This is a genomic window from Achromobacter sp., from assembly GCF_057314935.1.
The window spans coordinates 24,273-44,792 of the sequence record NZ_DBHKZA010000031.1; the positions used below are offsets into that span (position 1 = coordinate 24,273).

18 protein-coding genes are annotated in these 20,520 nt (G+C 66.1%); 8 read left to right on the forward strand and 10 right to left on the reverse strand.

The features are described 5' to 3' along the window. Positions 1-105: 105 nt before the first annotated feature. The 7 genes from pdxR to ACO6D5_RS13620 form a co-directional block, all read right to left on the reverse strand. A complete protein-coding gene (gene pdxR / locus ACO6D5_RS13590; protein WP_485825667.1) occupies positions 106-1,644 on the reverse strand; it encodes a MocR-like pyridoxine biosynthesis transcription factor PdxR in 1,539 nt (512 codons plus the stop codon). Between the two features lie 122 nt (positions 1,645-1,766). Continuing rightward, positions 1,767-2,594, reverse strand: coding sequence for an ABC transporter permease subunit (locus tag ACO6D5_RS13595; protein WP_485825668.1), 828 nt, complete (start codon positions 2,592-2,594; stop codon positions 1,767-1,769). Beyond that, on the reverse strand, positions 2,587-3,423 hold the full coding sequence (locus tag ACO6D5_RS13600; RefSeq protein WP_485825669.1) for a taurine ABC transporter ATP-binding protein: 837 nt from the start codon (positions 3,421-3,423) through the stop codon (positions 2,587-2,589). Before ACO6D5_RS13600 ends, ACO6D5_RS13595 begins: the two co-directional genes overlap by 8 nt. Before the next feature lie 30 nt (positions 3,424-3,453). Continuing rightward, complete coding sequence (gene tauA / locus ACO6D5_RS13605) at positions 3,454-4,482, reverse strand: taurine ABC transporter substrate-binding protein (protein ID WP_315529296.1); 1,029 nt, start codon at positions 4,480-4,482, stop codon at positions 3,454-3,456. Positions 4,483-4,711: 229 nt separating this feature from the next. Further along, positions 4,712-5,257, reverse strand: a complete 546-nt coding sequence (folE, locus tag ACO6D5_RS13610) for a GTP cyclohydrolase I FolE (protein ID WP_315529297.1) — start codon at positions 5,255-5,257, stop codon at positions 4,712-4,714. Between the two features lie 123 nt (positions 5,258-5,380). After that, positions 5,381-6,037 carry a response regulator gene (locus tag ACO6D5_RS13615; RefSeq protein ID WP_485825670.1) on the reverse strand — a complete coding sequence of 219 codons (657 nt, stop codon included), beginning with the start codon at positions 6,035-6,037 and terminating at the stop codon, positions 5,381-5,383. Further along, complete coding sequence (locus tag ACO6D5_RS13620; protein WP_315529299.1) at positions 6,034-7,455, reverse strand: cache domain-containing protein; 1,422 nt, start codon at positions 7,453-7,455, stop codon at positions 6,034-6,036. Before ACO6D5_RS13620 ends, ACO6D5_RS13615 begins: the two co-directional genes overlap by 4 nt. Before the next feature lie 313 nt (positions 7,456-7,768). On the opposite strand from ACO6D5_RS13620, the gene ACO6D5_RS13625 reads away from it, so the two are divergent. Both ACO6D5_RS13625 and ACO6D5_RS13630 read left to right on the forward strand, forming a co-directional pair. After that, positions 7,769-9,850, forward strand: coding sequence for a carbon starvation CstA family protein (locus tag ACO6D5_RS13625; RefSeq protein ID WP_088588274.1), 2,082 nt, complete (start codon positions 7,769-7,771; stop codon positions 9,848-9,850). Positions 9,851-9,868: 18 nt separating this feature from the next. Continuing rightward, entirely contained in the window at positions 9,869-10,081 is a 213-nt protein-coding gene (locus ACO6D5_RS13630) for a YbdD/YjiX family protein (RefSeq protein ID WP_485825671.1), read from the forward strand. A gap of 40 nt (positions 10,082-10,121) precedes the next feature. Here ACO6D5_RS13630 and ACO6D5_RS13635 read toward each other — a convergent pair whose 3' ends face one another. Next, positions 10,122-11,294, reverse strand: a complete 1,173-nt coding sequence (locus ACO6D5_RS13635; RefSeq protein WP_485825672.1) for an MFS transporter — start codon at positions 11,292-11,294, stop codon at positions 10,122-10,124. A gap of 342 nt (positions 11,295-11,636) precedes the next feature. On the opposite strand from ACO6D5_RS13635, the gene ACO6D5_RS13640 reads away from it, so the two are divergent. Continuing rightward, the gene (locus tag ACO6D5_RS13640; RefSeq protein ID WP_280027395.1) at positions 11,637-12,188 is read left to right on the forward strand and encodes a Dps family protein; all 552 of its coding nucleotides are present in this window, start codon (positions 11,637-11,639) and stop codon (positions 12,186-12,188) included. Between the two features lie 187 nt (positions 12,189-12,375). Here ACO6D5_RS13640 and ACO6D5_RS13645 read toward each other — a convergent pair whose 3' ends face one another. Then, positions 12,376-13,566 carry an NADH:flavin oxidoreductase gene (locus ACO6D5_RS13645; protein WP_485825673.1) on the reverse strand — a complete coding sequence of 397 codons (1,191 nt, stop codon included), beginning with the start codon at positions 13,564-13,566 and terminating at the stop codon, positions 12,376-12,378. Between the two features lies 1 nt (position 13,567). After that, entirely contained in the window at positions 13,568-13,963 is a 396-nt protein-coding gene (locus ACO6D5_RS13650; RefSeq protein WP_315529308.1) for a RidA family protein, read from the reverse strand. A 149-nt stretch (positions 13,964-14,112) separates the two neighbouring features. Here ACO6D5_RS13650 and ACO6D5_RS13655 point away from each other — a divergent pair, with 149 nt between their 5' ends. The 5 genes from ACO6D5_RS13655 to ACO6D5_RS13675 all read left to right on the forward strand — a co-directional run bounded on the left by ACO6D5_RS13655 (position 14,113) and on the right by ACO6D5_RS13675 (position 20,513). Beyond that, a complete protein-coding gene (locus ACO6D5_RS13655) occupies positions 14,113-15,105 on the forward strand; it encodes a LysR substrate-binding domain-containing protein (RefSeq protein ID WP_485825674.1) in 993 nt (330 codons plus the stop codon). A gap of 299 nt (positions 15,106-15,404) precedes the next feature. Next, entirely contained in the window at positions 15,405-16,982 is a 1,578-nt protein-coding gene (locus ACO6D5_RS13660) for a diguanylate cyclase domain-containing protein (RefSeq protein WP_315529311.1), read from the forward strand. A 153-nt stretch (positions 16,983-17,135) separates the two neighbouring features. After that, positions 17,136-18,062, forward strand: coding sequence for a hypothetical protein (locus ACO6D5_RS13665; protein ID WP_485825695.1), 927 nt, complete (start codon positions 17,136-17,138; stop codon positions 18,060-18,062). A gap of 263 nt (positions 18,063-18,325) precedes the next feature. Next, positions 18,326-19,474 (forward strand): SUMF1/EgtB/PvdO family nonheme iron enzyme, encoded by a 1,149-nt coding sequence (locus ACO6D5_RS13670; protein WP_315529312.1) that lies wholly within the window; start codon positions 18,326-18,328, stop codon positions 19,472-19,474. A gap of 58 nt (positions 19,475-19,532) precedes the next feature. Further along, on the forward strand, positions 19,533-20,513 hold the full coding sequence (locus tag ACO6D5_RS13675; RefSeq protein ID WP_485825675.1) for an AAA family ATPase: 981 nt from the start codon (positions 19,533-19,535) through the stop codon (positions 20,511-20,513). The last annotated feature ends 7 nt before the right edge of the window (positions 20,514-20,520 follow it).

A 20,520-nucleotide genomic window follows, 5' to 3' on the forward strand; every position in this document is an offset into this window, starting at 1 on the left:
GCTGGTACCACTTGCGGGACGAACACCTGTAGCCGGTATTCACGTCCGGCCCAGAGTTCAGGCCATAAGAAGGCAGGATCAGAAGCCAAACCCGGAAGCCGGGCCTTACGCCGCCGCCCGCAAGCGGTACCGACGCACCACCTGCGCCAGCTTTTCGATTCCCGGCCCGATATGTTCGGGCCGGATCGACGTGAAGCCCACGCGCAGGTAATTGCGGGGCGCCTCCGTGCCATTCATGAAGAACACGTTGCCGGGTTCGACGACGACGCCTTCGGCCAGCGCGGCCTCGGACAATTCGGCGGCGTCCAGCCAGGGCGGCCCGGCCAGCCAGCAGGACGAGGAACCCGTGATCGGGATTGCCCTGAAGTCGGGCAGGTGCCGGGCCAGCGCCTGGGCAAGCTCGGCGCCGCGCTTCTGGTAGGCCTGCGATTGCTTGCGCAGCAGCGAATGGTGATGGCCCAGTGAAATGAACAGCGAGAATGCGCGCTGGATATAGGCGGACGGGTGGCGCAGCATCAGCCTGCGCAGCGCCCGCAGTTCGCGGGTCAGTTCGCGTGGCGCGACGATGTAGCCGATGCGCAGGCCCGGCGCGAACGATTTGGCCAGGCTGCCCACATAGATGACGCGGCCATCGCGGTCCAGGCTTTTCAGCGCGGGAATGGCGCCTTCGCCCCATCGGCTTTCGCTTTCGAAATCGTCTTCGATGATCATGCTGTCGGCTTGGCGCGCCAGCGCCAGCAGGCTTTCGCGGCGCTCCATCGCCAGCGTGACCGTGGTGGGGCATTGATGGCCGGGCGTGACGAAGACATAGTCGCAGCCCAAGAGGTGCGTGCCGGTGCACAGGCCGCGCTCGTCCACCGGCAGCGGCAGCAGGTTGCGCGTGTGGCTGGCGAAGATGTTGCGGGCGTCGGGGTAGCCGGGGTCTTCCATGCCGACCACCGTGTCGTCATTGACCAGCAGATCGGCCAGCAGGTAGAGCGCGTGCTGCGCGCCCACCGTGATGACGATTTCCTCGGCGTCGGCCCAGACGCCCCGGCGGGGCAGCACCTGGGTGCGGATCTGTTCGATCAGCGTCGGGTCGTCGTGCGTGATGAGGTCGGGCGCCCAGCTGCGGATGTCCAGCACGGACAGCGCCTTGATGCAGCATTCGCGCCATTCGGCGGTGGGAAAGAGGTCGGGGTCGAACTGGCCGTACACGAAGGGGTAGGGCTGCTTCTGCCAGTCTTGCGGCTTGGTGATATTGCGTTGGCGCGACGGCCGGAACCGCAGCCGCTCGTCCCAGCGCACGCGCTGCGGGTCCGGCGCGTCGTCCTGCGGCGCGGCGTGCGCGGCGTCCGCGGCCGAACCGGAATGCCCCTGCATGACGGAATCGCAGACGAAGTGGCCGCTGCGTTCGCGCGACACCAGATACCCTTCGCTGACCAGTTGCTGGTACGCGAACACGACGGTGTTGCGGGCGATGCGCAACTGGTCGGCCAGTTGCCGGCTGGAGGGCACCGGCATGCCCGGCGGCAGGTGACCGCTGAGGATGGCCGACACCAGCATCTGGCGCACGCGGCCCTGCAGGCTGAGGTTGGGCGCGCTTTCCCTTTCGAACAGGCGTTCCCACAACACAGGCTTGAGCATCGAGGCCTGGCTGGACATGACGGCTCCTTGTGACGGCGTAGCGGGACCCCGCCGCACGGCGCGGGCGGGGTCCGGATCTGCCTCAGGATAGAGGAGCGGCCAGGGGGAAGAAATGGGGGATTGCCCTGTTGGAAAACGTCCTAGATCCGTCCCTTCCACGGGATGGCGAACTTCTCCAGGTAGCGCACCAGCAGGTCGAAGGCGAAGGCGAAGACGCCGATCACGATAATGCCCATGATGACGGTGTCGCTGGCCAGGAATTGCGCGGCGTTCAGCACCATGAAGCCCAGGCCCCGGTCGGCGGCCACCATTTCTGCCGCGACCAGCGTGGTCCATCCGACCCCGATGCCGATGCGCATGCCCGTGAAGATCTCGGGCATGGCCGCCTTCAGGATCACGTGCCAGACGATCTGCATCCGCGTGCCGCCCATCGCGTAGGCGGCATGGATCTGCTCGATGGATACCGAGCGCACGCCGGCCCGCGCGGCGATCGCCATCGGCGCGAAGATGGCCAGGTAGATCAGCAGGATCTTGGGGAATTCGCCGATGCCGAACCAGATGATGATCAGCGGCAGGTACGCCAGCGGCGGCAGCGGGCGGTAGAACTCGATGGGCGGGTCGAAGATGCCGCGCGCATAGCGGTTCACGCCCATCAGGATGCCCACGGGAATTGCGGTCAGGCAGGCCAGGAAGAACGCGCTGAAGACCCGCGTCAGGCTGGCCAGGGCGTGCTCGGCCAGGGTGGAGTTGGCGACGCCGTCGGTCATGGCCGAGACGAACTTGTCGTACACGGCGATGGGCGACGGCAGGAACAGCGGCCGCACCCAGCCCGCGCTGGTCACGAGGAACCACAGGGCGATCAACGCCAGGCTGGTCAAGAGGCTGATGTGCCCGCTGTAACCCGCGCCCGGGGCGCCGTAGACCGTGCCTGGCGTCGCGGGCTTGTGCCCCGACCGGCTCCTAGACATGGACGGCTTCGGGCGAGGCGGCGGCGCGCTCGTCGCCGTAGATGATGCCAAGGACTTGTTCGCGCATGGCGATGAAGTCGGGACTGGATTTGATGCCACGGCCATCGCGGGTCTCCAGGTAGCGCCGGTTGAAGTCCGGCGTGAAGGTGTGCGTGATGCGGCCCGGGCGAGGCGACATGACGATCAGCCGCGAACCCAGGAAGAGCGCCTCTTCCACGCTGTGGGTGATGAAGAAGAACATCTTGCTGGTCTGGCGCCAGATATCCAGCAGCAGCTCCTGGATGGTCTCGCGCGTGAGCGCGTCCAGCGCCGCCATGGGTTCGTCCATCAGCAGCATGGCGGGGTCGCAGGTCAGCGCGCGCGCGATGCCCACGCGTTGCTGCATGCCGCCCGACAGTTGATAGATCATATGGCGATGGAAGTCCTGCAGGCCCACCAGTTCCAGGTTGCGGCGGGCCCGGGCGCGGCGCGTCGCCTTGTCCACGCCTTGCAGTTTCAGGCCGAACTCCGTGTTCTCCAGCACGTTCAGCCAGGGCAGCAGGGCGTGCTTCTGGAAGACGACGCCGCGGTCGGCGCCCGGCCCCACGATCGGGCGGCCACCCAGCGTGATTTCGCCCTCGGTGGGCGACAGGAACCCGGCCAGCAGGCTCAGCAAGGTGGTCTTGCCGCAGCCCGAGGCGCCCAGCGCGACGACGAATTCGCCAGGCTGGATGGTCAGGTTGACGTTCTGCAGCGCAACCACCGGCCCGCTGTCGTGCAGGCCGGGATAGGTGACGCTGACTTGTTCCGCGCAGAGGCGCTGCGCGGCGGAGGTGGACGGCATGGTCATGCGGGCTCCCCTTGTGGCGCGCCGGGCCTTTTACTTGGCCGCGGCTTTCGCGTACTGGTCCGTGACGTGCGGGCTGTAGTCGCCCAAGGCGCGGTCGATCTGCTTCTGGTCCTTCAGGAAGGTGGCGCTGGCCGCGAAGGCCCGCGCCGCGCCCGATTCCTTGCCGCCGCCCAGCCATTCGTTCGAGGCCTGTTCCTGCGCGGTGGGGAACACCAGCAGGCCCAGCGCTTCGACGACGTCGTCGGGCTTGCCGCCGATCAGGCGCACGATGCCTTTGACCTGCGGGGACTCGGCGGTCCACTTGGCGCCGTTGGCGCGGTAGTCGGCATAGGACTTGGCCAGCACGCTGGTGAAGGCGGCCATGAATTTCGGGTTCTTGGCGGCCCAGGCGCGGTCGACCACGATGCCGTCGAAGGTGGGCACGCTGGCCGCGCCGATCTGCTGGGAGTCGGCGATGATCTTGCCGGTCTTGGCGATCTCGGTCAGCGCGGGCGGCCAGACATAGGCGGCGTCGATGTCGCCGCGCTGCCAGGCGGCCACGATCTGCGGCGGCTGCATGTTCAGGATGCGCACGTCGCGCGGCGAGATCTTCCAGACCTGCTCCAGCCCCACCAGCAGGTGGAAGTGGGAGGTCGATACGAAGGGGGTGGCGACGCGCTTGCCCTTCAGGTCGGCGGTGCTGTTGATGCCGGAACCGTTGCGCGCGACCAGCGCTTCGGACTTGCCGATGTTGTCCAGGACCCAGAACAGCTGCATGTCCACGCCCCGGGTGGCGGCCGAGGTGATGCCCGTGGATCCCAGGACGCCGACCGGCACGTTGCCGGAGGCCAGCGCGGTGGAGATATCGCCGCCGGACGTGAACTGCCGCCAGTCGACCTGGTAGCCGGCGTCCTTCAATGCGGAATCGAAACTGCCGTCCGCGATGGCGGACAGGAACGGGCCCACGATCAGCTGATATCCGACCACCAGCTTGGTCTGGGCATAAGCGGGTGCGGCCAGCAGCGCGGCGGCCAGGCCGGCAAGGGTGCAGCGGCGGATGTGGCGGAATATCGCGTTCATGGTGGTCTCCGGAAGGGATCGGCCGCGCCCCGGCGCGGCCGGCTTGCTGAGTGCCAGTTTGCCCGGATGGGACCAGAACGCTAGGACCAGATGCCTGGATCAGTAGGAGCCAAAAGCCGGGCGCCGAAAGCGGCCGGGCCCGCCTGCCGCGCCGGCGCTGCCCTGTGTGGCATCGTCGTCGCAGCGGGCGGGCCCGCGATATGCCCCAAAAGAAGGGGGGCGTGTCCTGCTATCGGATGAGGCTCAGGAATTCGGCCCGGGTCGACGCGTTGTCGTGGAATTCGCCCAGCATCACCGAAGTGACCATGGACGAGTTCTGCTTTTCCACGCCGCGCATCATCATGCACATGTGCTGGGCTTCGATCACGACCCCCACGCCGGCCGCGCCGGTGACGGTCTGGACGGCCTCGGCAATCTGGCGGCTGAGGTTTTCCTGGATCTGCAGGCGGCGGGCATACATCTCGACGATGCGGGCGACCTTGGACAAGCCCAGGACGCGGCCAGCCGGCAGATAGGCCACGTGGGCCTTGCCGATGAAGGGCAGCATGTGGTGCTCGCACAGCGAGTAGAGCTCGATGTTCTTGACCAGGACGATTTCGCGGGTGTCGGACGTGAAGAGCGCGCCGTTGACGATTTCGTCCAGGTTCTGGCCGTAACCGCGGCACAGGTGGCGCATGGCCTTGGCCGCGCGCGCCGGCGTGTCGGCCAGCCCTTCGCGGGACGGGTCTTCCCCTAGTGCTTCGAGAATGGCGGTGTAGTTCTTTTCCAATGACATGGGGGACTCCTGGGGCAGCGCGCTCGTCGTGGCGTTGTGTCGTGTGGCGTCGGGACGCCGGAATGCAGGCAAGTCTACCGCAGCGCGGGCGGCGGGTCAGGCGCCCGGGGCGAACCCCTGGGGTCAAACGCCCCGGTTCTCCACGGCATACTTGATCAGTTCAGCCTGCCCGTCGATGCCCAGCTTGCGCTTGATGTTCAACCGGTGGGTCTCGACCGTGCGCACCGACAGGCCCAGCGCCAGGGCGATCTGCTTGTTGGCCTGGCCGTCGGCGATGTGGCGCAGCACGTCGCGTTCGCGCTGCGTCAGCAGCGTGGCCGGGGCGCTGGCCTGCGACAGGCGGACGGCGGCGGCCGCGCTGAAATAGCTGCGTCCCGCCACGACGGCGCCGATGGCGGTGACGATCTCTTCGGCGGGCTCGTCCTTCAGCAGATAGCCCCGGGCGCCGGCTTTCACGGCCTGCACCATGTATTCGGGGTTGTCGTGCATGGACAGCACCAGCACCGCGATCTGCGGGTAACGGTCGTGCAGCAGGGCCGTCAGTTCCAGCCCGCCCACGCCCGGCATGTTCAGGTCCATCAGCACCAGATGGGGCAGGGTGTCGCCCTGGGGGTCTTGCGCCAGGCAAGCCGCCAGGAAGGCCAGCGCCGCCTGCGCGTTGCCGGCTTCGCCCACCACGCGCAGGCGCGGCACGGTTTCCAGGCGCAGGCGCAGGCCGTCGCGCACCAGGGGGTGGTCGTCGACCAGCAGGAGTCGGATGGCGTCGGGGGTGTCGGTCATGCTTGGGTCGTCGCGGAAGGGGCCGCCGCGCCCGGCAGGGGCAGCCAGGCCTGCAAGGTGGTGCCTTGGGCGGTGGAATGGAAGCTCAGGTTACCGGATAGCGCGCTCATGCGTTCGCGCATGTTGCGCAGGCCGATGCCGCGCCGCGGGTCTTGCTGGACCTCGGCGAGGTCGAAGCCGCGGCCGTCGTCTGAAATCGTCAGGCGCAGGTCGTGGGCGCTGTAGGCCAGCGTCATGTCGGCCCGGGTGGCGCCCGCATGGCGCATCACGTTGGTCAGGGCTTCCTGGGTGACGCGGAACAGCGCGGTGGCGTAGGCGTCGGGCAGCTTGACCGGGCGGCCCGTGGTGCGCAGCCGCACGGCCAGCGGCGGCGCCCCGTCCGTGCTGGGAATGGCGAACTCCCGTCCCAGGTGCTCCAGCGCCGCGGGCAGGCCCAGGTCGTCCAGCAGGGTGGGGCGCAGGTTGTGCGAGATGCGCCGCACTTCGCCCACGGCGCTGTTCAGGCGGTCCAGCGCGCCGCCCAGCGGGCGGTCGATATGGGCCAGGGCCTGCGGCTGTTCCGGCAACGATTGCCGCAGCCGTTCCCGCGCGGCTTCCAATGACAGCTTGATGGACACCAGCACCTGGCTGATGCCGTCGTGCAGTTCGCGCGACAGGCGGGCCCGTTCGTCTTCCTGCGAACGCACCAGTTGCTGGGCCATCAGGCGCAGCTTGGCGTCGGACTGCCGGTGGTCGCTGATGTTCAACGCCAGGCCGCAAGCGGCCACCCCCAGGATGGAGACGGCCGCAATGCCCGCCACCCAGGCGAACATGCTGCGGATGTTGGCCTGCGCGGCGGCGTCGATGCGCACCAGGGCCTGTTCCACGTCGTCCAGATAGATGCCGGTGCCCAGCATCCAGCCCCAGCGGTCCAGCACCACCACGTAGCCGAGCTTCTCCACGGTCTGGTGCGTGGAGGGCTTCTCCCAGAGGTAGTGCACCACCTCGCCTTGCTGGCCGCCGCGGCGGGCGGCTGTCAGCAGGTTCTGGATGACGGCCTGGCCGCGCGTGTCGCGCAGGTTCCAGAGGTCTTGTCCCACCAGCTCGGGCTGGCGCGGGTGCATGAGGTTCTTGCCATGCAGGTCGTAGACGAAGAAGTAGCCGTCGTGGCCGAACTCCATCTGCGCCAGCAGTTCCAGCGCCCGTTGGCGCGAGGCCTCGTCGTCGCCCGCCGCCTGCAGGGGGGCGACGGCGCTGTAGGCCAGGCTGACGTAATGGCGCAGTTCGCTTTCCTTGCTGGCCAGCCAGGCGCTTTCCACGACCTGCTTTTCGCGCTGGGCCAATTGCAGGCCCTGCACGTAGACAGCCACCGTGATGGCGGCCACGGCCACCAGCAGGGGGACCGCGGCAAGCAGCAGGATTTTCAGGCGCAGCTTCATATTGTGGGGTTCAGCCCGGTTAACGATTGGTGCGGCGCATCACGGCCGGCGTCGCGGGGAAACGATCCATGCGCGTGCCGGATTTTACGATTCCCACCGATTTATGTTGCGGCGCATTGCGTAGTAACACGTAGCTCGTTTGCGTAGTTCCGCGCTTGTTGCCGGGGGGGCAAAACGAAATACTAACGCCCGCGTCCACAGGACGCAGTGCGGGCGCGTGCGCGCCCGCCACCCCACAACAATGAGTCTGCCTTCCGCGAGACGAAAAAAGCGTTTCACGCCACAAGCATGGCGGGAGGCAAGAGGAGCACTTATGCATACCAGCAGTAAGGGACTGGGTCAGCACCTGGTCTGGCTGGCGGTTGCGGTACTGGGCGCGTTCGCGCTGGGCACCGTGGCGCTGGCCAGAGGGGAGACCATCAACGCGCTATGGGTGGTGATCGCCGCCGTGTGCGTCTATTTGATCGCATACCGCTACTACAGCCGCTTCATCGCGAAGAACGTCTTCCAGCTGGACGCCTCGCGCATGACGCCGGCCTGGAAGCACAACGACGGCCTGGACTACGTGCCCACCAACAAGCACGTGCTGTTCGGCCACCACTTCGCCGCCATCGCCGGCGCCGGCCCCCTGGTGGGCCCGGTGCTGGCCGCGCAGATGGGTTATCTGCCGGGCATGCTGTGGATCCTGGCCGGCGTGGTGTTCGCCGGCGCCGTGCAGGACTTCACGATCCTCTTCATCTCGACCCGCCGCGACGGCCGTTCGCTGGGCGACCTGGTCAAGTCCGAGCTGGGCAAGATCCCCGGCGTGATCGCGCTGTTCGGCGCTTTCATGATCATGGTGATCATCCTAGCCGTGCTGGCGCTGATCGTGGTGAAGGCGCTGACGCATTCGCCCTGGGGCACCTTCACGGTCGCGGCCACCATCCCCATCGCGCTGTTCATGGGCGTGTACCTGCGCTACATCCGTCCGGGCAAGATCGGCGAAGTCTCCATCATCGGCTTCGTCGGCCTGATGGCCGCCATCACGTTCGGCCAGGACGTGGCCGCGCATCCGGTCCTGGGCCCGATGTTCGACTTCGACGGCAAGGGCCTGACCTGGATCCTGATCATCTACGGCTTCATCGCCGCCGTGCTGCCCGTCTGGCTGCTGCTGGCGCCGCGCGACTACCTGTCGACCTTCTTGAAGATCGGCACCATCGTCGGCCTGGCGATCGGCATCGTGGTCGTGGCGCCTGAACTGAAGATGCCCGCGCTGACGCAGTTCGTGGACGGCACCGGCCCGGTCTGGTCGGGCAACCTGTTCCCGTTCCTGTTCATCACCATCGCCTGCGGCGCCGTGTCGGGCTTCCATGCCCTGATCTCGTCGGGCACCACGCCCAAGCTGATCGAAAACGAAACGCAGGCCCGCTATATCGGTTACGGCGGCATGCTGATGGAATCGTTCGTGGCGATCATGGCGCTGGTGGCGGCTTGCGTGATCGAGCCGGGCATCTACTACGCCATGAACAGCCCGGCCGCCGTCATCGGCACCACGCCGGACCAGGTGGCGCAGGTCGTGTCCAGCTGGGGCTTCGTGGTGACGCCGCAAGACCTGATCCAGACGGCCAAGGACGTCGGCGAAAGCACGATCATCTCGCGCGCGGGCGGCGCCCCGACGCTGGCCGTGGGCATGGCGCACATCCTGCACCAGGCCATCGGCGGCCCCGGCATGATGGCCTTCTGGTACCACTTCGCCATCCTGTTCGAAGCGCTGTTCATCCTGACCGCGGTGGATGCGGGCACGCGCGCCGGCCGCTTCATGCTGCAAGACCTGCTGGGCACCTTTGCCCCGTCGCTCAAGCGCACGGATTCGCTGCCGGCCAACCTGATCGCCACCGCCTTGTGCGTGGCGGCCTGGGGCTACTTCCTGTACCAGGGCGTGGTGGATCCGCTGGGCGGCATCAACACCTTGTGGCCGCTGTTCGGCATCGCCAACCAGATGCTGGCCGCGATTGCGCTGACGCTGGGTACCGTCGTGCTGTTCAAGATGAAGCGCGACCGCTACGCATGGGTCACGATCCTGCCCACCCTGTGGCTGCTGGCTTGCACGCTGACGGCCGGCTGGCAGAAGCTGTTCGACGCCGACCCGCGCGTAAGCTTCCTGGCCCACGCCGCCAAGTACAACGCGGCCATTGCTGAAGGCAAGGTGCTGGCGCCGGCCAAGTCGCTGGGCGAGATGTCGCGAGTGGTCATGAACGACTACATCAACGCCGGCCTGTGCGCGATCTTCATGTTCGTGGTGGTCAGCATCGTGGTGTTCGGCCTGAAGTCGGTGCAGCGCGCCCGCGCCGAAAACAAGCCGACCTCGCGCGAGACGCCGTACGAAACGCTGCCCGCCGCGGCGGGCGCGGACTGACCGCCAAGGAGGCGCCGCATGCTGTTTGGCAACATGAGTTCAGCCGCCGGCGCCGCCGGCCGTTACCTGGGGCAGACGCTCCGGTTGATGGTCGGCGTGCCGGACTACGACACGTATGTGGAACACATGCGGCGTACCCACCCTGACCAGGAGCCGATGACGTACGAGGCTTTCTTCCGCGAGCGCCAGGACGCGCGCTACGGCGGCAAGAAACGTATCGGCTGCTGCTGACGAAAAGCCCCTTCGGGGGCTTTTTTGCGCTTCCCCCATCCTACGAAACCCGTCGCAGCTTCTCCGAAGAGAACACCAGCGGCACCGCGCACAGCGCGCACACGGCCATCACGATGAAGCCGCCCGGCGCGTAGTTGCGGTACAGCGCGCCGCCCAGCTGGATGCTGCCGAACATGAACACGCCGCCCGACAGCAGCGCGTACAGCGCGATCGCCGAGGTCTTGCACGCGGCGGGCACATGGCGGGTGATGTACCACATGATCGCGGCGTTATTGCCGGCCAGCGTGAAGCATTGCAGCAGTTGCAGTGCGGCGATCAGCGCCGGGTCGGTGGTGGCGGACAGGCCCGCCCAGCGGATCGCCGTCATGACGGCCGACGCCAGGATCAGCCATTGCGCGCCGGTCCGGGCCAGGACCTTGGGCGCCAGGAAGAAGAACAGCACTTCGCTGCTGACGCCCACGACCCACAGCAGCGAGATCAGCGCGGTCGTCAGGCCGTTGTCCGTCCAGTACAGCGTGGAATAGGAATACAGGAAGCCGTTGCTGGCCTGCACCAGCGACGCCGCCGCGATGCACATCAGCAGAGGCCGGTCACGCAGCACCGCCAGCATGGGCAGGCGCACGCGCTCGGCGGGGGCGTCATCGGCGGCGGGGCGCGCGGCTTGCGGCAGCAGCCGCACGCAAGCCAGGCAGGCCACGATCAGCAGGATCGACAGCCACATTACCCAGTCGGCGTCGAAGGTCTTGATCAGGTAGCCCCCGATGACGGTGACCGCCGCAAAGCCCAGCGATCCGCAGGCCCGCATGATGGTGTAGGCGTTTCCCTGCTTTCTGCCGCTGGCGATCGCCATGCGGTCCATCAGCGGCAGCACGGCGGGAAATACCGCGTTCAACAGCAGTGTGATGGCCAGCATCCAGCCTGCCGTTTGGGCAAACGGATAGCAGATGAACAGCACCAGCGACGCGGCCAGCGCCGAGGCGATCAGCGCGTGCGCGCGGCCGCTCTGGTCGGCCAGGTGGGCCACGACCGGCGTGGACAGTATCTTGGGCAGGAAAGAGGTGGCGACGATCAGCCCGATGACGGCGGGATCCACGCCGCGGCTGGCGAACCACAAGGGCAGGAAGGGGATGCTGACGCCCTGCAGGCCGTAATACAGGAAGTAGAACCCGTGCAACGCGATGGCGCCTTGTCTGGCGTCGGGATTGCCGCGCATAGCGATGGTGTGAATCTGGCTGAGACGAAGGCGCGTAGCATACTCCTTCCCGGGGAGGGCGCCACCCGGGCGGCGGAGCCGTTTCCCCTATCGACGCCTGCCGGGGATGTTGCCCGCCTCGGCCCGCGTGATGGACGGGATCGTCGCGTGTGCGTTGTCAGTCGACAGGCCCGGGTTTGCGCTGAAAGGCTGATGGGGCAGGGCTGCGTCACGCGTTCAGCTTGCCGCCAGTTGATCCGGGCCATTGGCAAAGGCCGCGTGCGGGATTACCCTGGGGTATCTCGCATGGCGCAGGCCATGCCGGGACTGCGTACTTTCTATCATTCCAAGGAGCGGCAATTCATGGCCAAGAAACTGAATGAGAAGACCACCAAGACGCTCAAAGAGCGGCGCAAACTTCCGCTGGCAACGCCTACCGACCTGGCGGCGGCTGCCACCCGCGACATCTCCGCCGCACTGAACCAGCTACTGGCCGACGTGTTCGCGCTATATCTGAAAACCAAGAATTTCCACTGGCACGTCAGCGGTCCGCACTTCCGCGATTACCACCTGCTGCTTGACGAGCAAGGCGACCAGTTGTTCGCCATGACTGACCCGATCGCGGAGCGCATCCGCAAGATCGGCGGCACCACCCTGCGTTCGATCGGGCACATTTCGCGCACCCAGCGCATTTCGGACAACGACGCCGATTACGTCCAGCCGCTGGACATGCTGGCTGAGCTGCGCGAAGACAACAAAGTGCTGGCGGCGTCGCTGCGCGAAGCCCACAACATCACCGACGAGCACCGCGACATCGCCAGCTCCAGCCTGATCGAGAACTGGATCGACGAGACCGAACGGCGCACGTGGTTCCTGTTTGAAGCCAGCCGCCAAGGCGACTCCACGGGCCATTGATCCCGGAGTCCGCCCGGCGCGCATGAGAAGCCGCCCAGCCTGAACGGCCCGGGCGGTTTTTCATTGCGCGCAAGATCCAGGCTGCTTGCCGCGGTGGGCATCGCATTGGCCAGCCGCGGGGGCCTGGATCTGCGGATGCGGCATGACGGGGTGACCTCCGATCGAACGCGCAGCTCGGGCGGACCGCTCAAGGCGACGTCGAGGTTTTGAGTGGAGCCGGCTGCTTTGCTTCTGCATGGGCCGAACGATGACGCGCCGCATTGGCCAAGTCGGCGATCGGCGCCAGCAGTCCCCGATCGAACGTCTCGTGCTCCTTGCCGGCGCGCAGCCGCATCGGCCAGTCGGCGTGCGTGAGCGCGCCACGGCCCAATGACACGAAGTCCGCCTCCTGCCGCGCGATCATGCCGTCGGCCCGAGCCGCATCATGCAGCGAACCGTTAGCCAGCACCGGCACCGAAACCTGCCTGCGCGCCAGCGCCGCGAGACTGGGGCCGGCTTGGCCGAAGGCGGCGCTCCAGGCCTCGAATTCGGTCGTGTGCAGGTAATCGATGGGCAGCGCACCGAGCGTGCCGAAGATCAGGGCCGCATCGGCCTCTCTGCCCGCCCAATTGTGCGTGAAATCGTTGACCTTGCCCTGCGAGCTGCGCACGCCCACCACAAAGGGTTCTGTCGTCGACCGCCGGACGGCCTGGATGACATCCACCGTCAGGCGCAAACGGTTTTCCAGGCTGCCGCCGTAGCGATCCTGGCGCAGATTGGTGTGGGCAGTGAGGAACTGGTCCAGCAGATACCCGTTCGCGCCGTGTATCTCGACGCCGTCGAATCCGGCTTCCTGTGCTCTGCGCGCCGCGTGCGCGAAACCTTCGATCGCCTCCGCGATGTCGTCGGCCGACATGGCGTCGGGCATCCGGTAAGGCCCTTCGCCCCGGTAGAAGGCCATTTGTTGCCCTGCGGGCAACACGGCCGACGGGCCCTTCGTCGTGATGCGATGGGAATTGCCCTGCGACAGCGCGCCCGCATGCATGAGTTGCGCGACGATGCGGCCCCCCTGCGCATGCACGCGGTCCACCACGGTCCGCCACGCGTCGCGCTGCGCGTCGTCGGCCAGACCGGGTTGGAAGCGGTAGCCCTGCGCAAAGGCCTTGTCCGTGTAGAGGCCTTCCGTGATCACCAGGCCGAAGCCGCCGGCGGCGAAGGCTTCGTAGTAGTCGGCCATCTGCGCCGTGGCTCGCCCGTCGGCCGTGGCGCTGACCCGCGTCATGGGCGCCACGACCAGACGGTTGGGCAAGCCAAGATCCTGTCCCACCCGAAGCGGCGTGAACAAGCTGGCGTGCGCGGTGCGCGCAGCGCCTGGATGACGATCGGTGGGCGTGTTCATGTCAGCGGCCCTCCGGCTGGCGTACGGCCGCGATTGCCTCAATCTCGATCATGGCGGCGGGGTCGTACAGCGCCTTGATCTCCGCGATCGTGTCGGCCGGGTAGGGGGCCGAGAAGAAGCGGCGCCGCAGCGCCACGACGTCATCGAAATGCCCCATGTCGGTCACGAAGATGGTGACCTTGATCACCTCGGCCAGGCTGGAACCGCCGGCTTCCAGTGCCCGGCGCAAATTGGAAAAAGCTTGCTCGCCTTGGGCCAGAAAGCCGCCCGCGACGATCTTTCCGTCGTCGGCTGCGCCCGCTTGGCCGGAGATGAAGAGCAGATTCCCGTACTGAATGCCCTGCGACAGCAGGAAGGGTTCGTAATTGTCGGGCTGGGTCTTTACGCGTTGCAGCATGATGCGAATTCCTTCATTTATAACGGTTGGGAAAGCCGACCCGGAATTGGCCGGCCGATGCGTTCAATGTAGGGATTCACGCGCATTGTGACAAAGGTTCAATTGTCAGCTATAAGAAGAGAAAATTTCATCTATAGGCAGACCTCTGCATGCAACGCCGGTTTCTTCCACTCTCTGCGCTGCGCGCCTTCGAAGCGGCCGCGCGCCTGGGCAGTTTCAAGGCCGCCGCGCAGGAGTTGTCCGTCACGCCCACCGCCGTCAGCCACCAGATTCGGGCGCTGGAGGAACAGACGGGGCTGGCGCTCTTCGATCGCCAAGTGCGCAAGGTGTCGCTGAACGAGGCGGGGATGCAGCTTTACCCGGTGCTGCGCGACGGGTTCGACGCCTTCGAGGCGACGTTGGCACGGTTGATGCAGCAGCGAACGCGGGCACAGGTCACCATTTCCGCCACCAACGCCTTTACCGTGAAGTGGCTGGTGCCGCGCATGAGCGACTTCCGGTCCCGGCACCCCGGCATCGACTTGCAACTGCTGGCCAGCGACGATTTGGTCGACTTGAGATCGACGGCGGTCGATATCGCGATTCGGTACGGCCGCGGGCCGTATCCCGGCCTCGCGACCGAACCCTTGTTCACCGACCGCTTTGCCCCTGTGGCGAATCCGCGCCTGGGCGTCATGACGCCGGAAGATCTGGCGCGCGTGCCGCTGATCCGTTTCGATTGGAAGCGGCCTCGGCCCGAGAATCCCACCTGGGAACGGTGGTTCGCGGTCGCGCAGCGGCTCCCTCCGCCGCAAGCGAGCGAGTTGCGCTTCTCTGACGAAGGGCACGCCATACAGGCTGCCGTCGCCGGCCATGGCATCGCGCTGGTCAGCCTGGCGTTGATCGCCGACGAACTGGAAGCCGGCCATCTTGTGCAACCCTTCGGACCGACGATCGACGGCCACACCTTCCACCTGGCCATGTCAGCCGGCCGCGCGCCCACTGCGCCGGTGCAGGCGGTGGCGCAGTGGTTGCGTGCACAGGCAGGGCCTGCGTTGCATTGCAACACTGTTGCGGAGACGACACATCGCACAACTATCCTGGAGCCGCCTGGCGGCACCGGCAATTCCGTGCCGCGAGCCAGGGTGCGCCACCGCAAATGAACGCCGTTCCCACGCCCCTTCGCAGGGGCGTTGTTCTGCCCACCGACGCGCGGTCTTGCGGGGTTCGGAAATCGGATATCTGCACAAATTTTTGACTAAATCAATTGTGGATTTCGCGTATCGCCGGCGCGGTTGCTAGGCCTGCCGGGCCCCTCTATTGTTGAGCGGTGGGTCTGCCCGACCGCCGGTTGCCATCCGCTTGGTACGCCGCGCGGTGGGCAGCATAGCGAGGTTCAACCAATGAGAGCCTGTATCGTTGCCCCAAAATGCAGACGCGCCTGCGTGCGCGTGGACACGCGATGAGCGTGGCGTCGTCGCATGGACGGCGTCCAGCCCGAAGAATCCCGCTTGCGGCGCTGCTGGTGACCCTGGCGGTCCTGAGCGTCGCCATCGGCTTTGCCTACGCGCTCTTTGCGAGCTACCAGGTCCAGAAGGCCCAGGCAATCAAGAACACGCTGGCGTACAGCCGTTCCTATGCGGACAAGCTGGCCGACGTCGTCAACCTCTATATCCACGCCATGCATGGCCAGTTGCTTGCAAGCGCCAGCAAAGTCTCTGCCGATTCGGACAACCAGACGGCAGTAGCCGGTGAAATGCAAAGAGTGCTGCAACAGGCCGATGGCGCGGTCGCCGTGCTGTTCTCGGATGTCGGCGGCAACGTCAAGGCAAGCGCAACGAAGGCGGGCGGGAAGTCCCCCCGCATGTTGGCCGACCTTGGCGTCAGCGAGCTGAGGGCGGGCGAGTGGGTGTCGGTCGTTGACCCCGCAGTCCCGACGCTGACGCTCGTCGAGCCGGTCAATAACGCCACAGGAATCCCGCAGGGCTATCTGGCCATGGTCGTGGCCTTGGGAAATGGTCTCGGGATTGCTCAGGTGCTGGGCAAGGCGGACGATGCCAGTGGTATGGCGGTGTACGTCGTGAACAGGACGGGCGACGTCCTGTACCGACAGCAGGCGGAGTCGCTGCCGTCGAATTTGAAGGGCTTGTCTCATTCTGCGCATGCCTGGGCCGCGCCGCTGGTGGCGGACGACGGCGGCACCTTGCTGACCGGCTATGCGCCGGTCGCCAAGGGGAATTGGGCCATCGTGACGCAACGGCCCCTGGATCAGGCCCTGTTGCCCGTGCGTGGGCTGCTTGCGGATGCGCTGCGTTCCGCGGCCCCCGTCGTTCTGTTCATGCTGCTGGCGGTCAGCGCGCTGGCCTACGCGATTGCCTCGCCGTTGTCCCGCCTGAGCCGGGCGTTGGCCGCCGGGCAAGGCAAAAGGGAGGACCTGGGGCGCCTCAATGCCTGGTACGCCGAGGCGGATACCTTGCGCGGCGCCGTGGAAGTCTCGCTAGAGCATCACCACCAGCAGATGAAGCGCCTGAACCTTCAGTCAATGACGGATCCTTTGACCGGGCTGATGAACCGCAGGGCATTGGACGACGCATTGGCGGATTTCAAGACGGACGCCGTCGCCGTGGCGGTCATTGCGCTCGATCTGGACCATTTCAAGCGGATCAACGACACGTTCGGACACGCCTGCGGGGATCAGGTGTTGATCGCCGTGGCGGACGTCCTGCGCCATAGCCTGCGTGATCAGGATACGCCGTACCGGGTAGGGGGCGAGGAGTTCATCGCGCTGCTGCCCTCTGACTCCGCTGAAGTCGCGCGTGACGTCGCCGAGCGCATTCGCGCTGCCTTGTCCGCGCACGCCATGCCGGAGGGCGTGGGCAAGGTGACCGCGTCGGTCGGCATTGCCCGGTGGCCCAAGGACGGCGCCGACTTGGATTCGGTACTCCAGCGTGCGGACGAAGCGCTGTACGCCTCGAAAAAATCGGGGCGAGACAGGGTGACTTTCTGGGCCGACGCGGCGACGCCGCAACGAGGAGATTGAAATGCTGACGCCGTTCCGCAATTTGACGAACTCCGCGGCGGGCCTCAGTGCCAACCCGCAGGACGTCGCCGTCGCGTAGGCCGACGACAACCCCCTTGGGAGACTGCCGTGTCGCCGCCATCGATCACCGTCAAGCGCAGGGTTGGTTGGGTCTTGGGCGCCTTGGGTTGCGGCCTGGCGTCGTCGGCGCTTGCGCAGCAGGGCTTGCGACTGACGCAGGACGATCTGCAAAAGCGCGCTAACGGCGTCCTGGCATTGATGTCGTTTTCCATCGTCCCCGATATCACCACCAGCTCGTTGAATATCGGCGCGGGCGGGGGATCGACGAGCGGATCGACCGACTTCTACATGACGCAATTAGGGGGTGGGGACACGGTTTCAAAATCATTTCCCGTCTACCTTGAAGGTGTCCTGGCCGGCAGTCGTTACGATCCGACGTTTATCGCCAGCCAGGGGACGGAGGAGCGGCGCATTCCTGCCAAGTGGAATAGCGTTTCCGCGACAGGGGGGATCGGGTGGGACTTCAAGCTGACTGATGAACTGAAGCTGCGCCCGATTTTCAACTTCGCGCTGGGCAACGTCACGAGCGACTTGCGCGCCGCAAGTTGGTACGTCGGGAGGCAGACCGGCCGGGATATCGATTTCCTGGATAAAGGCTCACTCAACGCCTACGGCCTGGGGGGCTCTCTGATGCTGGATTACGAGCACTACCGGCCTGGTTATGAAGTCGATGTGGAGCTCCGGTATTCGGATATGCGCTTGAAGAGTTTTGACAGTTCGGCGGCGGTACAAGGGCGCGCAACGGCGCAGTCGGCCAATCTCTGGGCCCGGTACCGGGCGCCTACAGGCGCCATGTTGCTGCAGCGCCCGTTGCGATACGTACTGGAGTTCACGCATTCGGAATTCCTGGGGGACCAGCGCGGCATCCTGGGTTTTGACCGGCTCACCTCGCTTGGCGCGGGACTTGAGCTGGACTCAAGCGCCTATGACGTTTTCATTACCCGCACACGCCTGGTCGGCCGATATGTGTTCGGTACCAACGTGTCAGGCTTCTCGGTGGGGCTGGCGGTGAGCTTTTGATTATGCAGAACATGAAAAAAATATTTACGTCGCCAGGAACTGCAGATCATTCTTGTCGACATGCGGCGGAAGATAAAGCAATATGGAATACAACCGGATCATTTATTTGACCCCGATCCCGGCCAAACAGCGTGACGCGTTTTCGAAGGCTCTTTCGGCCTGAGCCGAATGCATTCCCGTTTCAGCGTGACAAGCAATTCGTGATACCCATGCGCCATTGAATTGGCGCGCCGTTTCGTTTCCAAAGCAGTACGGAGGGGCACGTGAAGCAGCAACTGAAAGTTGGATTGGCAGTGGCAGGCGTCCTTCTTGGCGCCAGTGCGCTGGGCGCCTATGTCGCGGGTGTCAGCCTCGCCCCGAAACCCGTGGCCCCTGTGGTCACGCTTGGCGACGGCAAGCAGGGGCCGGCCGGCATGGCATGGATTCCTGCTGCGGAGTTTCTTATGGGCAATAACCATAAGCTTTCGCAGCCTAACGAAGTGCCCCCGCATAGCGTGCGGGTGAGCGGCTTCTGGATGGATACCCACGACGTCACGAACGCCGAGTTCCGCCGTTTCGTCGAGGCCACGGGCTATGTCACCACGGCCGAACAGAAGCCGCGCTGGGAAGACCTGAAGGTCCAGCTTCCCCCGGGCACCCCCCGGCCGGACGACACCCTGCTTGTGCCGGGAGCCATGGTATTCGTCGGCACCGAGTCCGAGGTGTCGTTGCGCGATTACTCGCGTTGGTGGCGGTTCGTCCCCGGCGCCAGTTGGCGCCATCCGCAGGGCCCGGGCAGCGGCATCGACGGCAAGGACGACCATCCTGTCGTCCAGGTGTCGTACGAGGATGCGCAAGCCTATGCCAAATGGGCAGGCAAGCGTCTGCCGACGGAAGCGGAATGGGAGTTCGCCGCCCGCGGCGGGCTGGAGCAGGCAACGTACGCCTGGGGCAATGAGCTCAGCCCGCAAGGCAAGCCCATGGCGAACATCTGGGATACGCAGCAGCAACAGCCGTTCCCGGTGGTCAAGGACGAGAAGATCCAGGTCGGCACGACCCCCGTCGGCACGTTCCCCCCGAACGCCTATGGCCTCTACGACATGGCGGGCAATGTCTGGCAGTGGACCGCCGACTGGTATCGCGCCGACGCGTTCCGCATCCAGGCCCAATATCGTCAGCCGCCGCAGGATCCTGCCGGGCCCGCCGACAGCTTCGACCCCGATGACGGGAACGTCCCCGCTTCCGCGCCCAAGCGCGTGACGCGCGGCGGCTCCTTCCTTTGCAGCGACACGTACTGCATCAGCTACCGGGCCAGCGCCCGTCGAGGCACGGATCCCTTGAACGGGATGTCGCACCTGGGCTTTCGCACGGTGATGACCCCCGAGCAGTGGAAGCAGGCGCAAGCCCGCCCCGGAAAAGTCGCCAGCCGTTGAACCCTTGCCGGGCATTCCGGCAAGTCGTACACGTTCGCATTTGACCAAAGGGATAAGCATGGCGCAGCGCGATGGAATTCTGGCGTTGGAAGCGGCGATTTCTCAGGAGGTGCTGGGCCAGGCGGCAGTAATACGCCAGATGCTGATCGCGTTGGTGGCCGACGGCCACGTGTTGCTTGAAAGCCTGCCGGGGCTGGCCAAGACGCGCATGGTCAAGGCGCTGGCGGCGCATCTGGCGGCGGACATGAGCCGGATCCAGTTCACCCCGGATCTGCTGCCTTCGGACATCACCGGGGCCGATGTCCTGCAGCAGGATGCCGAAGGGCGCAATCGCATCGCGTTCCAGCCGGGGCCGTTGTTCGGCAACCTGATCCTCGCCGATGAAATCAACCGCGCCCCGGCCAAGGTGCAGTCGGCTCTGCTGGAGGCGATGGAAGAAAGGCAGATCACGGTCGGCGGCAATACGCGCAAGATGCCCGCGCTTTTCATGGTGCTGGCCACGCAGAATCCGATCGAGCAGGAAGGCACCTATCCCTTGCCCGAAGCGCAAATGGACCGCTTCCTCATGAAGATCAAGCTGGATTACCCCGGCGCCGAGGACGAGATGGCCATGCTGGCGCTGCTGCGGGACCCGCCTAAGTCGGGCGCGAGCGATGGTGCCGAGGGGGGCGCCCGCATCACCCAGGAAGCGCTCTTCGCCTGCCGCATCGAGGCGGCCGCGGTGCAGGTCGCGCCGGCGGTCGACCGCTATACCGTCGACCTCGTGAACGCCACGCGCCGGCCCGCCGACTATGACGCGGATCTGGGCCGCTGGATCCAGGTCGGCGCCAGCCCGCGCGGCGCCATCGCCTTGGACCGGGCCGCGCGCGCGCACGCCTGGCTGGCCGACGCGGACTTCAGCACGCCGGACGACGTGCGCGCGGTTGCCCACGCGGTGCTGCGCCACCGGCTGCACCTGTCCTACGATGCCGTGGCCGATGGGATTACGCCCGATCAAGTCATCGACCGGGCCCTGGACGTCGTCGCCGTGCCGGCATAGGGACTGC

Bases quoted from the DNA above. Each gene is read 5' to 3' on its own strand.
- pdxR (WP_485825667.1), bottom strand. From the start codon at position 1,644: ATGTCCAGCCAGGCCTCGATGCTCAAGCCTGTGTTGTGGGAACGCCTG.
- ACO6D5_RS13595 (WP_485825668.1), bottom strand. From the start codon at position 2,594: ATGTCTAGGAGCCGGTCGGGGCACAAGCCCGCGACGCCAGGCACGGTC.
- ACO6D5_RS13600 (WP_485825669.1), bottom strand. From the start codon at position 3,423: ATGACCATGCCGTCCACCTCCGCCGCGCAGCGCCTCTGCGCGGAACAA.
- tauA (WP_315529296.1), bottom strand. From the start codon at position 4,482: ATGAACGCGATATTCCGCCACATCCGCCGCTGCACCCTTGCCGGCCTG.
- folE (WP_315529297.1), bottom strand. From the start codon at position 5,257: ATGTCATTGGAAAAGAACTACACCGCCATTCTCGAAGCACTAGGGGAA.
- ACO6D5_RS13615 (WP_485825670.1), bottom strand. From the start codon at position 6,037: ATGACCGACACCCCCGACGCCATCCGACTCCTGCTGGTCGACGACCAC.
- ACO6D5_RS13620 (WP_315529299.1), bottom strand. From the start codon at position 7,455: ATGAAGCTGCGCCTGAAAATCCTGCTGCTTGCCGCGGTCCCCCTGCTG.
- ACO6D5_RS13625 (WP_088588274.1), top strand. From the start codon at position 7,769: ATGCATACCAGCAGTAAGGGACTGGGTCAGCACCTGGTCTGGCTGGCG.
- ACO6D5_RS13630 (WP_485825671.1), top strand. From the start codon at position 9,869: ATGCTGTTTGGCAACATGAGTTCAGCCGCCGGCGCCGCCGGCCGTTAC.
- ACO6D5_RS13635 (WP_485825672.1), bottom strand. From the start codon at position 11,294: ATGCGCGGCAATCCCGACGCCAGACAAGGCGCCATCGCGTTGCACGGG.
- ACO6D5_RS13640 (WP_280027395.1), top strand. From the start codon at position 11,637: ATGGCCAAGAAACTGAATGAGAAGACCACCAAGACGCTCAAAGAGCGG.
- ACO6D5_RS13645 (WP_485825673.1), bottom strand. From the start codon at position 13,566: ATGAACACGCCCACCGATCGTCATCCAGGCGCTGCGCGCACCGCGCAC.
- ACO6D5_RS13650 (WP_315529308.1), bottom strand. From the start codon at position 13,963: ATGCTGCAACGCGTAAAGACCCAGCCCGACAATTACGAACCCTTCCTG.
- ACO6D5_RS13655 (WP_485825674.1), top strand. From the start codon at position 14,113: ATGCAACGCCGGTTTCTTCCACTCTCTGCGCTGCGCGCCTTCGAAGCG.
- ACO6D5_RS13660 (WP_315529311.1), top strand. From the start codon at position 15,405: ATGAGCGTGGCGTCGTCGCATGGACGGCGTCCAGCCCGAAGAATCCCG.
- ACO6D5_RS13675 (WP_485825675.1), top strand. From the start codon at position 19,533: ATGGCGCAGCGCGATGGAATTCTGGCGTTGGAAGCGGCGATTTCTCAG.